The organism is Lysobacter enzymogenes, assembly GCF_017168095.1.
GTDB classification, from domain to species: Bacteria; Pseudomonadota; Gammaproteobacteria; order Xanthomonadales; family Xanthomonadaceae; genus Lysobacter; species Lysobacter enzymogenes_D.
Genome location: NZ_LXSD01000667.1, coordinates 1 through 12,961 on the forward strand (window position 1 = coordinate 1; position 12,961 = coordinate 12,961).

The window sequence follows — 12,961 nt, forward strand, 5'->3', positions numbered from 1 at the left end:
CGCGCCGGCGAGCGGCAGCGCCTGGACCTGGCCGCCGCCGGCGGCCGCGTCGCCGGCCTGGCCCGCGGCGAGTACCGCCTGACCGTGTCCGCGCCGGGCTATCTGCCGGTGGTCACCACGGTCCACTCCGACGACTCGCTGGGCCTGCCGACCACGGTGTGGCTGGCGCCGAAGCTCGAATCCGAGGCGCTCGACCTGCTCGCGCTCAAGGCCGCCGAGTGCCGCGATTGCAGCGTGCTCAGCGGCCACGTCTACGACCAGCGCACGGGCCGGCCGCTGGCCGGCGCGCGCGTGCGCGGCGGCCTGGGCGAGCGCGCCGTCACCGATGCCGACGGTTACTTCGAAGTGCGCGGCAAGTTCGCCCAGGACGCGTCCAGGCACGAAGCGCTGCCGCCGACGACCTCGCTCGACATCGAAGCCCCGGGTTATCGCGCGCAGCGCCTGGAGGGCCTGTCGCTGGTCAACGATTCCAGCCACTTCGTCGTCGACCTGCAGCGCGGCAGCGGCCGCAGCGTGGAAAGGCGCGTGCACGCCCAGGCCGAGGACAACGCCGCGGCGCGGCGCGAGCGCGAGGCGCTGATGAGCCGGCTCGACACCGACAACGCCGGTCAGGCGATGCGCGCGGGCCAGACCGTGGCTGCAGCGCAGGTGTCGGCCGCGGCGGTGTCGGTGCCCTCGAGCATCCGCGTCGGCACCAGTTGCTCCGGGCGCTCGTGCTCGGGCGTGTCGATCTACAGCCTGGAGGATTACGTCGCCAAGGGCCTGGACGAAGAGTGGATCCCGTCGTGGCACGCGCAGTCGCTGGCTGCCGGCGCGGTCGCTTACCGCACCTACGGCGCCTACTTCGTCGCCCATCCGATCAGCAGCCGCTACGACATCTGCAACACCACCTCGTGCCAGGTGTTCAACGCCGACTCGGTTTCGGCCACCGTCGCCGCAGCCAGGGCCACCGCCGGAGTGATCCTCAGCCGCGACGGCAAGAGCGCGGCGTTCAGCGAATATTCCTCGGAAAACAACGCCTGGGACGACCCCGGCGACGGCCTGTCGTGCAGCAACAACGACCTGAGCTGCGGCAACGGCAACAACGGCTCGCCGCGCAACAACTGGCCTTGCCTGAGCGATTCGGTCGGCAAGGGCAAGGGCTGCTTCGGCCACGGCCGCGGCATGAGCCAGTGGGGCACCCAGCGCTGGGCGGCCAACAACGGCCGCGACTGGAAGTGGATCACCGACCACTACTTCAACAACAACGACAAGCCCGCCGGCATGCGCAACGCGTTCCGCTCCAACGGCGGCGGCTCCAGCCCCGGCGGCGCGCCGGGCACGGTCGACACCAACGGCACGCCGCTCAACGTGCGCTCCGGGCCGGGCACCTCGTACTCGGTGGTCGGCACGCTCGCCGACGGCAGCGGCGTGACCATCCAGTGCCAGACCGACGGCACCTCGGTCACCGGCACCTTCGGCACCAGCAAGATCTGGAACCGCATCGGCAGCGGTCGCTTCATTCCCGACGCCTACACCCAGACCGGCTCCGACTCCCGGGTCGCGCCGGATTGCTGAGCGGCGCGATCTGCACGCGGCGCGCGGCGCGATCGTCGCGCGCCGTCACTTCCCAACTCATCCAAGGACTTTCCGTGACCGCATTTTCCAGGACTCTGCTCGCGGCCGCGCTCGCCGTCGCGTGCGCGCCGGCGGCCTACGCCGGCAAACCCGCCGCCGCGCCCGATGCGCTGGCCGATCCGGCGCTGAGCGCGCGCGTGCGCGCCGAACAGGACGCGCTGCGCGCCGAGCGCGCGCAACTGCCGGCCTATTTCCGCCAGGCGTATGCGCGCTATCCGGCGATTCCCGCCGGCACGCTGGAAGCGCTGGCATACGTGGCCAGCCGCTGGCAGCACCTGCGCCCGGCCGCGAGCCAGGGGCATAGCGAAATGCCGCGCGCCTACGGCGTGATGGGCCTCTACCACGGCGAAGGCTTCGCCGATCAGGTCGGCGACGCCGCGCGCCTGCTCGGCGTGCCGCCATCGCGCATCCTCGCCGAGCCCTCGCTCAACATCCTCGCCGCGGCCGCCTTGCTCGACCGCGAGATCGGCCGCGACGGCGCGCTGCGCAAGCCCGATGCCGAAGCGCTGCGCCCGGCGCTGGAGCGCTACGCCGGCTTCGCCAAACCCGCGGCCGGCGCGGCCAGGAGCGCGATGGCCGACTACGCGCGCAGCAGCTTCGCTTACGACGTGTTGTTGACCCAGGATCGCGGCGTCGCCGGGCAAAACCTTGGGGAGCAGGGCATCGAGGTACCGGCGCGCGCGATCGCCTGGGAGCGCGCGTTCGACGCGCCCGCGCTGGTGCGCCTGCGCGCGCCGCTGCTGCGCCTGAACGCCGACGCCGACCGCATCGAGACCGCCGATTACTACGTCGATCCCGATACGCAGACCCTGCGCAGCAAGGATCCGAAGCTCGCCGCCGCCGCCAGCACCGACTACGCGCCGGCGCTGTGGGCGGCCTCGCCGTACCATTCCGAGCGCACGTCCTACGACTCGGCCACGATCCACACCGTGCAAGGTTCCTACGCCGGCAGCATTTCGTGGTTCCAGAACAATCCCGACCACGTCAGCATCCATTACCTGGTGCGCAGCAGCGACGGCCAGATCACCCAGATGGTGCGCGAGAACCGCGCGGCCCATCACGTGCTCTCGCACAACAAGACCACCTTGGGCATCGAGCACGAAGGCTATGTCGACAACGCGGCCTGGTACACCACCGCGATGTACAACGCCTCGGCCGGCATCGTCCGCCACTTCTGCGCCAAGTACGCGGCGATCGGCTGCGCGAGCGCGTTCCAGGGCCCGGCCGGCAGCGTGGTGCGGGTGTTGCCGGCCAGCGTCAAGGTGAAGGGCCACCAGCACTACAGCGGCAACGACCACACCGATCCGGGCAAGAACTGGGATTGGGCGCGCTACTACAAGCTGCTCAATCCCGGCGGCAGCACCCCGGGCGCCGCGGGCACCGTCGCCACCAACGGCACGCCGCTCAATGTGCGCTCCGGGCCGGGCACGTCGTATTCGGTGGTCGGCACGCTCGCCGACGGCGCCGGCGTGACCATCCAGTGCCAGACCAACGGCACCAGCGTCACCGGCACTTACGGCACCAGCAGCATCTGGAACCGCATCGGCAGCGGACGTTTCATTCCCGATGCCTACACCTACACCGGCTCGGACGGCCGCGTCGCGCCGGATTGCTGAGCCAACGCTCGCGGCGGCGGTGGCGCCGCAGCGTTTTATCGCGTCGAGGTGGGCGGGCGCGGCGGCGGCAGTTCTGCGCCGTCGCGCCCGTTTTTTCGCGGTGAATTTTTCGTATCGGCCGCGGGCGACTTCAGCCGTGCGCAGCGCCTGTCTCGCGTTTGACACGCCCCAGTCACGCCGGCCGCGCGACTATGAGCCGAGCTCGGCGGCGCGCGCATCCGCACTGCGCCGGCCCGGACGGGAGGCGAAGATGCGCAATGCACGGCGTTCCCAATCGCAACTCATCGCCATCGGCCAGAACGCGCCGTGGGTGATCGCCAGCCGGCTCGGCGCGCTCTCGCGCGCGGCGTCCACGCCCAGCGCGCGCGATGTCGGCGAACTGCAGCGCATGGTCGAAGAGAAATGGCTCGCGCTCGGCGACGGCTGGTGGCAGATGGCGGCGCAATGGTGGCAATGGCAGGCCGGCTGGTGGCTGCGCCCGCAACCGTGGCTGGGCCCGATCGGCGACGACCCGCTGCGCTGGTGGCAGGAGACGATGCGCGCCGGCGACGCGGTGCTGGCCAGCGGGCTGCGGCCGGTGGCGCGGACGGTTGCGCGAAATCGGCGGCGGCTCGCTGGGCGCAAGTGACCGATACGCGGGACGCGTTCAGCGCGGCCGGGCCGTGAATGCATTGAGACCGCAGGGCCGCTGAAATCCGTCCCAGGACCGTTTCGCGCCGACGGCGCCGCAGCGCCGTCATTACTAAGTTGAAACGATTTGTGTGCGCCCGTTGCAGCACCGACAGTACTAGGCTGATTGTTTCGTGATCGCCGGGTCGCGTCGCACCGAGGCCGCTTTGTGTGGTTGCAGGATCGGTTAGGCGGCGCGACAGCTCAATCTGGATTTAACCGCGGCGCGCGGCAGCGGTGCTGGCTGCGAACTGCGGATAAGAACTCCGCCGTCCGCCGCCTCTTTGAAAAATCATCCGCAAAACGTTTCGAAAGCCAGATTTCTTCGTCGTTATTTCGCTTCTAATTCTTACTTGGCAATGAACTGGCAACTTCGCGGAAGGCAACGAGCGCCGCTTCCAAGTGATCGATAATCTCCTGCGCCAGAACGTCCGGTGAGGGCAGGTTGTCGAGGTCGTCAAGGGTGTCGTCCTTGAGCCAGAAGATGTCCAGGCTGGCCTTGTCGCGGGCGATCAGGTCCTTGTAGTCGAAGTATCGGAAGCGCTCTGACTCCTTGCGCTTGTGGCGGTTGCTCGGGTTATAGGCTTCGACGAACTCCTGCAGGTCCTCGCGACGCAGTTGCTTGGTCTTCAGGGTGAAGTGCTTGTTGGTGCGCAGGTCGTAGATCCACACGCCCTTGGTATGGACCTTGCCGTCCTTGGGCTTGGCATCGAAGAACAGCACGTTCGCCTTGACGCCCTGTGCATAGAAGATGCCGGTAGGCAGGCGCAGCAGGGTATGGACGTCGCAGGTTTCCAGCAGCTTGCGTCGGATCTTCTCGCCGGCGCCGCCTTCGAACAGCACGTTGTCCGGCAGCACGACCGCGGCCTGGCCGGTGGCCTTGAGCATCGAGACGATGTGCTGGAGGAAGTTGAGCTGTTTGTTGGACGTGGTCTGCCAGAAGTCGATGCGCTCGTAGGTGAGCGCGTCGCGGTCTTCCTCGCCGTCCTCGTTGGTGATGGTCATGCTGCTCTTCTTGCCGAAGGGCGGATTGGCCAGCACGTAGTCGAACCTCTGTTTGGGCTCGGAAATCAGCGCGTCGGAGCGGTCCACCGTCGGCTCGCCATCGAGGTCGCCGACGTTGTGAAGGAACAGGTTCATCAGGCACAGGCGGCGGGCGGAGGCGACGATCTCGTTGCCGAAAAAGGTGTTGTGGCGTAAGAACTGCTTCTGTTTCTTGTCCAGCGACAAGCCTTTGCGGTTCAGCCACTCGTAGGCACCGAGGAAGAAACCTCCCGTGCCGCAGGCCGGATCGGCGATGGTCTTGCCGGGCTCGGGCTGCACGCACTCGACCATGGCCTGGATCAACGGGCGCGGGGTGAAGTACTGGCCGGCACCGCTCTTGATGTCTTCGGCGTGCTTCTTCAGCAGGCCTTCGTACATATCGCCCTTGACGTCGATCTCAAGGCCGAGCCAGTTCTCCGAGTCGATCATTTGCACCAGACGCGAAAGCTTGGCCGGGTCGTGGATCTTGTTCTGCACCTTGAAGAAGATCGCGCCGAGCATGCCGGGCTTCTCGCCCAACTTCTGCAACACTTCGAGATAGTGTTCTTCCAAGACCGGGCCAGTTTTACTCTTGACGCTGGTCCAGTCGTACTTCTTCGGGATCTTCAACTCGCGGTTGTGCGGTGGCTGCGAATACTCGTGCGCGAGCTTGAGGAACAGCAGCGAAGTCAGCTGCTCCAGATAATCGCCATAGCCCACGCCGTCATCGCGCAGGGTGTGGCAGAAGTTCCAGATCTTCTGGACGAGAGTGCTGCTGTTCATCGTTACGGTGTGTCCGTCTTCTTGGTGGAGGCCAAACGTTTGGCCTCGGCTTGCAGTTGTTTGAGGTCGTCGTCGGCTTCTTGGTCGGCAGCCAGCGCCTCGGTCGCACGGCGGCGGGCGTCGAAGGCGGCATAACGTTCGCCGACGATGGTGTCCATCTGTTCGTGCGAGATGCGGCCGGGGCCGGTCAGCACCGAGCGCTCGTTGAAGTTGAGGAAGCGGTCTGTCTGCGCGATCCAGTCGCCCATGCGCGTCTCGATGCGTCTCACGGCGCGATCCTCGGCGAAGTCCAGGAACATGGTGACCAGCCGGTTGAGTTGGTCGAGTTCCTGCGCATCCAGATAGTTTTTCGACACGACGGCATCGGACTTGCGCACCCGATCGCCGACCCAGTTGGTCAGCCCCATGTGTTCGGCGTCCGGGTCGGCGCGTTCCACGATCAGCTGGGCGGCGGTGCGGCCGGTGATGGCGTACACCAACTTGTTCTGGATGGTGGCGAAGAAAGTCTTGGCGGTCTGCGCGGTGCCGTCGTAGTCGGTGCTGCTGGTTTTGAACAGGTCGCGCAGCTTCTGATAGAAACGCTTCTCCGAGCTGCGGATATCGCGGATGCGTCGCAGCAGCTCGTCGAAGTAGTCGGCGCGCTCGGCGTCCTTGAGCCGCTGGTCGTTGAGCAGGAAGCCCTTGACCAGGTACTCGGCCAGCGTGGTGCCGGCCCAGCGGCGGAACTGGACGCCACGGGGGGAGCGGACCCGGAAGCCCACGGCCAGGATCAGCTCCAGCCGGTAGAGCTTGACGGTACGACGCACCTCGCGGCCGCCCTCCGGTCGAACTTGTAAGTAATCCTTACAAGTTGCCTCCTCGGTCAGCTCCGCCTCCTCGTATACCGAGCGGATATGCTGGGTAATGTTCTGCGGGGTGGTCTCGAACAGGTCGGCCATTTCCGCCTGGGTCAGCCAGGCAGTGCCGTCTGCGGCGCGCAGATGGATGTCGGTGCGGCCGTCCTCGGTGCGGTAGAGGATCAGCTCGCCCTTGCTGTCGCTCATGCCGTCTCCTTGGCCTTGCGGCCTCGCTTGCTTGCGGTGGTCACGTCAGCCTTGGCTTCGCGTGCGGCTCGGATACGGGCCAGCAGTTCGAAGGCGGATTCGTCGCTGGGGTCTTGCGGGACCAATTGGCCAGCGAAGGCGGCCTTGAGCAGGTTCTTGCGCTGAGCTACGGCCTGCTTTATGCCATGTTCGATCGCATCATCCTGAGCTCTTGCTGCGGATATCGCCTCTGACAGTCGTTCTACAAGCGCAATTTGCTCGGCAGATGGAGGGACAGGCACTGGAAGGCGCTCAAGAATCTCCAGATTGATGTTCTTTTGCGCCGTTGCTGGTGCCTCGGCCTCAAGTTTCTGCTGTGCCGAGCGCATGAAGTATTCGATGTAGCGCACAGACACTTCATCGCTGGCTGCAAGAAATCCTACGACGCTATCTGGAAAACAAGCCTGCATCGCGAGTAGAGCGGTCTTCCCAATGTTTGCTGCAATGGTTATGCAGAGCGTCTCTGCGGGCCATAATCGGCTCTGGGCGAGGCCTGCTTCGCTATAGCTAGCAGAAGCCTTGTGGATAAAGGTGTCTGCGTCCCGAATATCACCTGTCTGCACAAACGGATATGGGCCTCCGTACAAATGAGGCGCGTTGCGCGGACGATGCTTGGAACGGCCACGATCGAGCCAGCCGACTTGAGAGAGTGAGGACCACGCCCAACCTTCGGGCAGTAACGGGAGGTCAGTGAGATCAGGGGCGACGGGCTCAGGATATTTGGCTTGCCAATTTGCGGGCGGAGTTTTGCCTTGCTCGGCGAACTTGGCGAGTTGCTTTTGCTCCCAGCGGGCGCGGCGTTCGGATAGTATGCGCCGCAGCAGTTCGGCGCCGGTTTCCTGTGGCTTGCCATGCGTCGCGCGCCAATCCACGGTCAGCGCTCCTTCCATCGCAGCCTTCAGCAGCGATTGGCGGTACTGCGCCAGCTTGCGCTGCGCGGCCTCAAGCTCAGCCATTCCGGCATCGAGGTCAGATAGCAGACTTTCAAGCGTCTCTACAATTCGCTTTTGTTCCGCCAGTGGCGGAAGAGGAATCTGATGGGCCATGAAGGGCCCACGATTGATGTGCTTCATGGTGCTGCCATGAAGATGCTCAGATTTCAAGAGCTGGTCGATCGCGATCTTAAGCCAATAAAACAGGAAGGCCCTATCGACCACGCCTTCTTTTGGAACGACCCTGAAGATGTGTTGATTGACGAGCGCCGGCTCGCGGTTCCAAACAAACACATCAACAGTTGCCGACCAACTGACTAGAATCTCGCCGGTGGCTACGTGGAAATCTTCTGATACCGCGAGCAAAGTTCGATTTAGGGGCTTTTTCGGATCGGTCAAATTCTGAATTCGAACTATCGGCCGGCCGGCCGCTTCACGGTGCGCGGGCTTGAATGCGAAGCCGTTGATGTACCTGCCGGTATCGCCAACAGTCGCCCAGCACCAACCCGGCGGCAGCGCCTTTCTCTTACTACTCAAGCCACCAACTCCTCATTCATCTCAGCCAGCAGTTCATCCAACTGCCCGCCAAATACATTCCACGCCTTCTGCAGCCCGCCTTTACCGGCCATCTGCGCATAATCGAAATCGTCGCGGTCGATACGGCAGCTACTGGCGATGTGATCCTTGACCAGCCGCAGCCACTCCATCTGCTCCGGCGTGAACGCCGTCGCGCGGCGCGCATTATGACGGAAGACCCATTCGGCGAAGCGCTTGTCCACGCTGTCGGCGAACGGCCGCAGTTCCTCGTCCAGGCCCAGGGCGAAGCGCACCAGAGACACCAGGTCGGTCAGCTGCCGGCGCACGCCGTTACCGCGCACCTTGGTTTCCTGCACCCGGGCGTAAGCCGACCACAGTTTCTCGGTGGTCAGCATCAGCGGTGGCCGCGACAGCGCGTCGTGCAGTTCCTCGATCATGTCGAGGGTCAGCTCGCGGCGGCTGTAGGGTTGGGCGTAGAAGAATCCCAGTGCCGCGATCTCGTCGCGATGGGTTTCCAGGAACTCGCGGAAGCGGCCGACCGTCGCCTCCGCGTTGGCCTGCGCCTGCGCGGCGAACTCGCTGCGCGTGACCGTGTCGAGGTTGAGGTGGTCGATCAACTGTTCGCGATCGCGGCGTGCGGATTCGATCAGGTCGCGCAAGGCCGGGGTGTCGAATGGTGCGCAAGCGGCGTCCACGCGCTTGCGCCGCGCGGCGTCTAACTCCGCCTCAAGCAGCGAGGCCTCGCTGCGGGTGATGCCGGCGGCCTTGGCCGCGTCCAGCGCGTCGGCGAGGACGCGGTCGGGATCCAGCGCCTGCACCAGGCCGCGCGCAAGGTCCTGCAGGCCGAGGCCGCCGCTGGCCTGCTTGATCTTGGCCAGCGCCTTGTCGTCCAGTTGCTTGGCCAGGCGCACCAGGCGGTTGCCGAGGCTCAGCACCGTGTCCGCATCGCGCGCACCCACGGCCACGCCCTTGAGCAGGTTGTCCAGGCTGAGCGCTGGCTTGCGTTCCAACGGCCGGCTTTCGGTCTTGAGCGACTTTTCCACGCCCACGGCGTCGATCAGGACGAAGTGGGTTTTGGCGCTGTCGGCGGAATTGCTGACCTTCTGCAGCGATTCGGCGTCGAGGCTGCGTACGCCGCGGCCCTTCATCTGTTCGTAGTAGCCCTTGCTGCGCACGTCGCGCATGAACAGCAGAACCTCCAGCGGCTTCACGTCGGTGCCGGTGGCGATCATGTCCACGGTAACGGCGATGCGCGGGTTGTAGTCGTTGCGGAAGCTGGCCAGCACGCTGTCGGCGTCGTCGCCGGCGATGGCCTTGCCGGTCTGCGGATCGAGGCCGGCGCGGTAGGTGACCTTCTTGCAGAAGGCGTTGCCCTCGCCGTAGATCTCGCGCACGGTGCGGATGATGTCGTCGGCGTGGCTGTCGGTCTTGGCAAAGATCAGGGTCTTAGGCGTTTCCTTGCGGTGCGGAAAGATGCGGGTCTCCACCGCGGTCTTCATCGCCTGGACGACCTGGCGGATCTGGCTGGGGTTGACCACCGACCTGTCGAGGTCGGTGGCGCCATAGGCGGTGTCTTCCTCGGTCTGCGCCCAGCGCTTGGCGCGGGTTTCGCGGTCGCGATGGTCGACCCATTCCTTTGCCTTTAGCTCGGCGCCCTTGGCCGTGATCTCGGTTTCTATCTCGTACACGTTGTAGCTGACGTTGACGCCATCGATCACGGATTGTTCGTAGCTGTACTCGGCGACGACGTTCTCGTTGAAGAAGCCGTAGGTCCGCTTGTCCGGCGTGGCGGTCAGGCCGATCAGGAAGGCGTCGAAGTAGTCGAGCACCTGCTTCCACAGGTTGTAAATGCTGCGGTGGCACTCGTCGATGACGATGAAGTCGAATTGCTCGATCGGCACCTGCGGGTTGTATTGCACCAGCCGCGCCTGGGTGTCGGACTGGCCGACTTCGTTGAGCGAGATGTCTTCGCTGGTTTCGGCCAGCTCGGTGCCGGACAGGATCGAATACATGCGCTGGATGGTGCTGATGCAGACCTGCGCGTGCGGATCGATGTTGCTGGAGGACAGCCGTTGGACGTTGTAGAGCTCGGTGAACTTGCGGGCGTCGTCCGGCGGCGTGTAGGCCATGAACTCCTGGTGCGCCTGCTTGCCGAGGTTGCGGGTATCGACCAAGAACAGGATGCGCTTGGCGCCGCCGAACTTGAGCAAACGGTAGACCGAAGTGATGGCGGTGAAAGTCTTGCCGGCGCCGGTGGCCATGTGGATCAGGGCGCGCGGTTTGTTCTTCGCAAGCGACTTCTCCAGGCCGGTGACGGCGTTGATCTGGCAGTCGCGCAGGTTGCGTTCGGGGAGCGGCGGCATCTGGGTAAGCCGGCCGCGCAGGGTATCGGGTTGTGCGGCCCAGTCGGCCAGCGCTTTGGGTTGAAAAAAGTGGAAGAGCTCGCGGGCGCGCGGCGCGGGGTCGGCGCCGTCGGTGAAGTAAATGATCTGGCCGGTGCCTTCGTAGAGAAAGCGTAGCGGGGCGCCGCCCTTGCGCCACTTCAGGGTGGCGTTGGCGTAGCGCTCAGTCTGGGTCTCGTGGACGCTGAGATTGTGCCCGGCTTCGTCGCGCTTGGCTTCGATGACTCCGACGGCGTCGCGGTTGACGAAGAGGACGTAGTCGGCGGGACCGGTATCGGTGGGGTATTCGCGGACGGCGACGCCCTGGGCTGCACCTAGGTTGACGGCCTTCACGTCCTGAACGACCCAGCCTGCAGCCTCAAGCTTTTGATCGATCAGCAGACGTGCTTTGGCTTCCGGCGTCATTCGCTTCCCCCGAGGCCTTGTGCCTCCTCCGAGAGTCTAACTTCCCATGTCTGGGCCAATCTTGTCGGTATGTCCCTTAGCCCACAAGGCGCTCTGCTTGGAGAAGCGTGCGCGGGCCGTTTGACCGGCGATAGTCGAAGCGCCATTCCCCCTTTCCGTCGGGTTTGACGAGAAAGTCGGGTGGCGATGCGGTATCAGGCAAGGCCCCCGGTGAAGCGAAGACAACAAAAAACCCCGCTTGCGCGAGGTTTTTGATGTTCCCGGGAAAGTCCGGGACTATGTATTGGTGGAGCCAGGGAGGATCGAACTCCCGACCTCGTCATTGCGAACGACGCGCTCTCCCAGCTGAGCTATGGCCCCGGATGAATCCGAGGCGGCAAGTTTAGCGGCACTCGCGCGGCCGCGCTAGCCCTGTCGGGAAAATTCGCGCAACGCCCGCCGCGGCTGCGTTTGCGCGGGCTCAGCCGGCGCCGGCGGGCGGCGCCAGCAGCGGCGCCAGCGCCGGTTCCAGCGCGGCGCGGCGCCAGCCGGACAGGGCGTCGGGCCATTCGCCGTGGTCGAGCAGGGCTTCGAGCCAGCGGCGCGAGGCGAGCACGCCGTCGGGCAGGCCGAGCGCGGCGCTGCGGCCGGCGACGGCGTCCTGCAGCTGGCGCAGGCGCTGCTTGTCGCGGGTTTCGGCGATGCCGGCGTCGGGGGCCTGGCCTTCGTCGGCCAGCGGCGCCGACAGCGCGGCCCAGATCGCGTCGACCAGTTTGCGCGGCGCCTTCGGGTGGGCTTCGATCAGGCGCTGCAGTGCGTCGCGGTCGGCCGGGGCCTGGCGGGCGATGGCCACGGCCAGTTCGTTGTCGAGGATCCAGCTGCGCGGCTTGTCGCTGTCGCGCGCGTAGCCGTCGCGCCAGCGCAGCAGGCGCAGCAGGCGCTGCTGGGCGGGGCGGTCGAGGAACTGGGCGCTGCGCATCGACAGGTGCGGCCAGCGCTCGGGCGCTTCGTTCTCGGCGTTGACGACGGTGCGCGCGGCGTCTTCGGCTAACCACTGCCGCCGGCCGAGCTGGCCGAGCTGGCCGTCGAGCGCGTCGTGCATGGCGAACAGGTGGCGCACGTCGTCGGCGGCGTAGTCCAGCTGCGACGGCGACAGCGGCCGGCGCATCCAGTCCGAGCGGGTCTCGCCCTTGGGCAGGGCCACGCCGGTGAGCTGTTCGACCAGTTTCTGATAGCCCAGGCCGCCGCCGATCCCGGCCAGCGCCGCGGCCTGCTGGGTGTCGAACAAGGGCTTGGGCACCACGCCGCAGGCGTGCTTGAACGCGACCAGGTCTTCGCTGGGGCTGTGCACCAGCTTGAGGATGCCGGTGTCGGCCAGGATCGGCGCCAGCGCCTGGGTCATGCCCGGGCGCAGCGGATCGACCAGCAGGATCGTCGGTTCGTCCTCGCCGTCGCGCTCGATCGCTATCTGCACCAGGGCCAGGTGCGGCCAGTAGGTGCGCTCGCGGATGAACTCGGTGTCCAGCCCGATGCGCGCGGGCTTGGCTTCGAAGTGCGCTTGCAGCGCGGCGGGGGTGTCGATCCAGAGAGGCATGGGCGATGAGCGCAACGTGCGGGACGGGGATGAGCCGGGCGGGGCCGGCGGGCGACAATAGCTCAAATCGCCCGCGCCGGCCGCGACCGGCCGGGAAAGAACGCGAAATCGCGGGAAATTGCGCGACCGCGGCTTTGCCGAATCCTCATTCCCGCCGCGCCGATGCCCGGCGCCGGCCGCCGAGGCGATATGCTGCGCGGGTGTTCGCCTTCCCACCGAGGCCGCAGGTTTGCCCGCAACGAACTGGACCCGCACGCTAGCCCTGGGCCTGGCCTGCGCCGGGCTGCTGGCCGGCTGCGGCGACCGCGGCGGGCGCGCCGGC

Annotated in this window: 8 protein-coding genes and 1 tRNA gene; 3 read left to right on the forward strand and 6 right to left on the reverse strand. The window is 66.0% G+C overall.

Translation table 11 applies throughout. The annotated features are described in order from the left end of the window. From A7A76_RS25395 to A7A76_RS25405, 3 genes are all read left to right on the forward strand, one after another. On the forward strand, positions 1-1,557 hold a 1,557-nt coding region (locus A7A76_RS25395), incomplete at its 5' end, for a SpoIID/LytB domain-containing protein (protein WP_206413928.1). Between the two features lie 74 nt (positions 1,558-1,631). Next, on the forward strand, positions 1,632-3,233 hold the full coding sequence (locus A7A76_RS25400) for an N-acetylmuramoyl-L-alanine amidase (RefSeq protein WP_206413929.1): 1,602 nt from the start codon (positions 1,632-1,634) through the stop codon (positions 3,231-3,233). A 250-nt stretch (positions 3,234-3,483) separates the two neighbouring features. Continuing rightward, positions 3,484-3,861 (forward strand): hypothetical protein, encoded by a 378-nt coding sequence (locus A7A76_RS25405; protein ID WP_206413930.1) that lies wholly within the window; start codon positions 3,484-3,486, stop codon positions 3,859-3,861. Positions 3,862-4,244: 383 nt separating this feature from the next. Here A7A76_RS25405 and A7A76_RS25410 read toward each other — a convergent pair whose 3' ends face one another. The 6 genes from A7A76_RS25410 to rnd form a co-directional block, all read right to left on the reverse strand. Further along, positions 4,245-5,708 carry an HsdM family class I SAM-dependent methyltransferase gene (locus tag A7A76_RS25410; protein WP_206413931.1) on the reverse strand — a complete coding sequence of 488 codons (1,464 nt, stop codon included), beginning with the start codon at positions 5,706-5,708 and terminating at the stop codon, positions 4,245-4,247. A gap of 2 nt (positions 5,709-5,710) precedes the next feature. Then, entirely contained in the window at positions 5,711-6,751 is a 1,041-nt protein-coding gene (locus tag A7A76_RS25415; protein WP_206413932.1) for a virulence RhuM family protein, read from the reverse strand. Next, complete coding sequence (locus A7A76_RS25420; protein WP_206413933.1) at positions 6,748-8,259, reverse strand: restriction endonuclease subunit S; 1,512 nt, start codon at positions 8,257-8,259, stop codon at positions 6,748-6,750. Before A7A76_RS25420 ends, A7A76_RS25415 begins: the two co-directional genes overlap by 4 nt. Continuing rightward, positions 8,256-10,994 (reverse strand): type I restriction-modification enzyme R subunit C-terminal domain-containing protein, encoded by a 2,739-nt coding sequence (locus tag A7A76_RS25425; protein ID WP_343225409.1) that lies wholly within the window; start codon positions 10,992-10,994, stop codon positions 8,256-8,258. The genes A7A76_RS25420 and A7A76_RS25425 overlap by 4 nt, the downstream gene beginning before the upstream one ends. Positions 10,995-11,350: 356 nt before the next feature. Continuing rightward, positions 11,351-11,426, reverse strand: a tRNA-Ala gene (locus A7A76_RS25430). A 100-nt stretch (positions 11,427-11,526) separates the two neighbouring features. Next, positions 11,527-12,639, reverse strand: a complete 1,113-nt coding sequence (gene rnd / locus A7A76_RS25435; RefSeq protein WP_206413935.1) for a ribonuclease D — start codon at positions 12,637-12,639, stop codon at positions 11,527-11,529. Between the last annotated feature and the right edge of the window lie 322 nt (positions 12,640-12,961).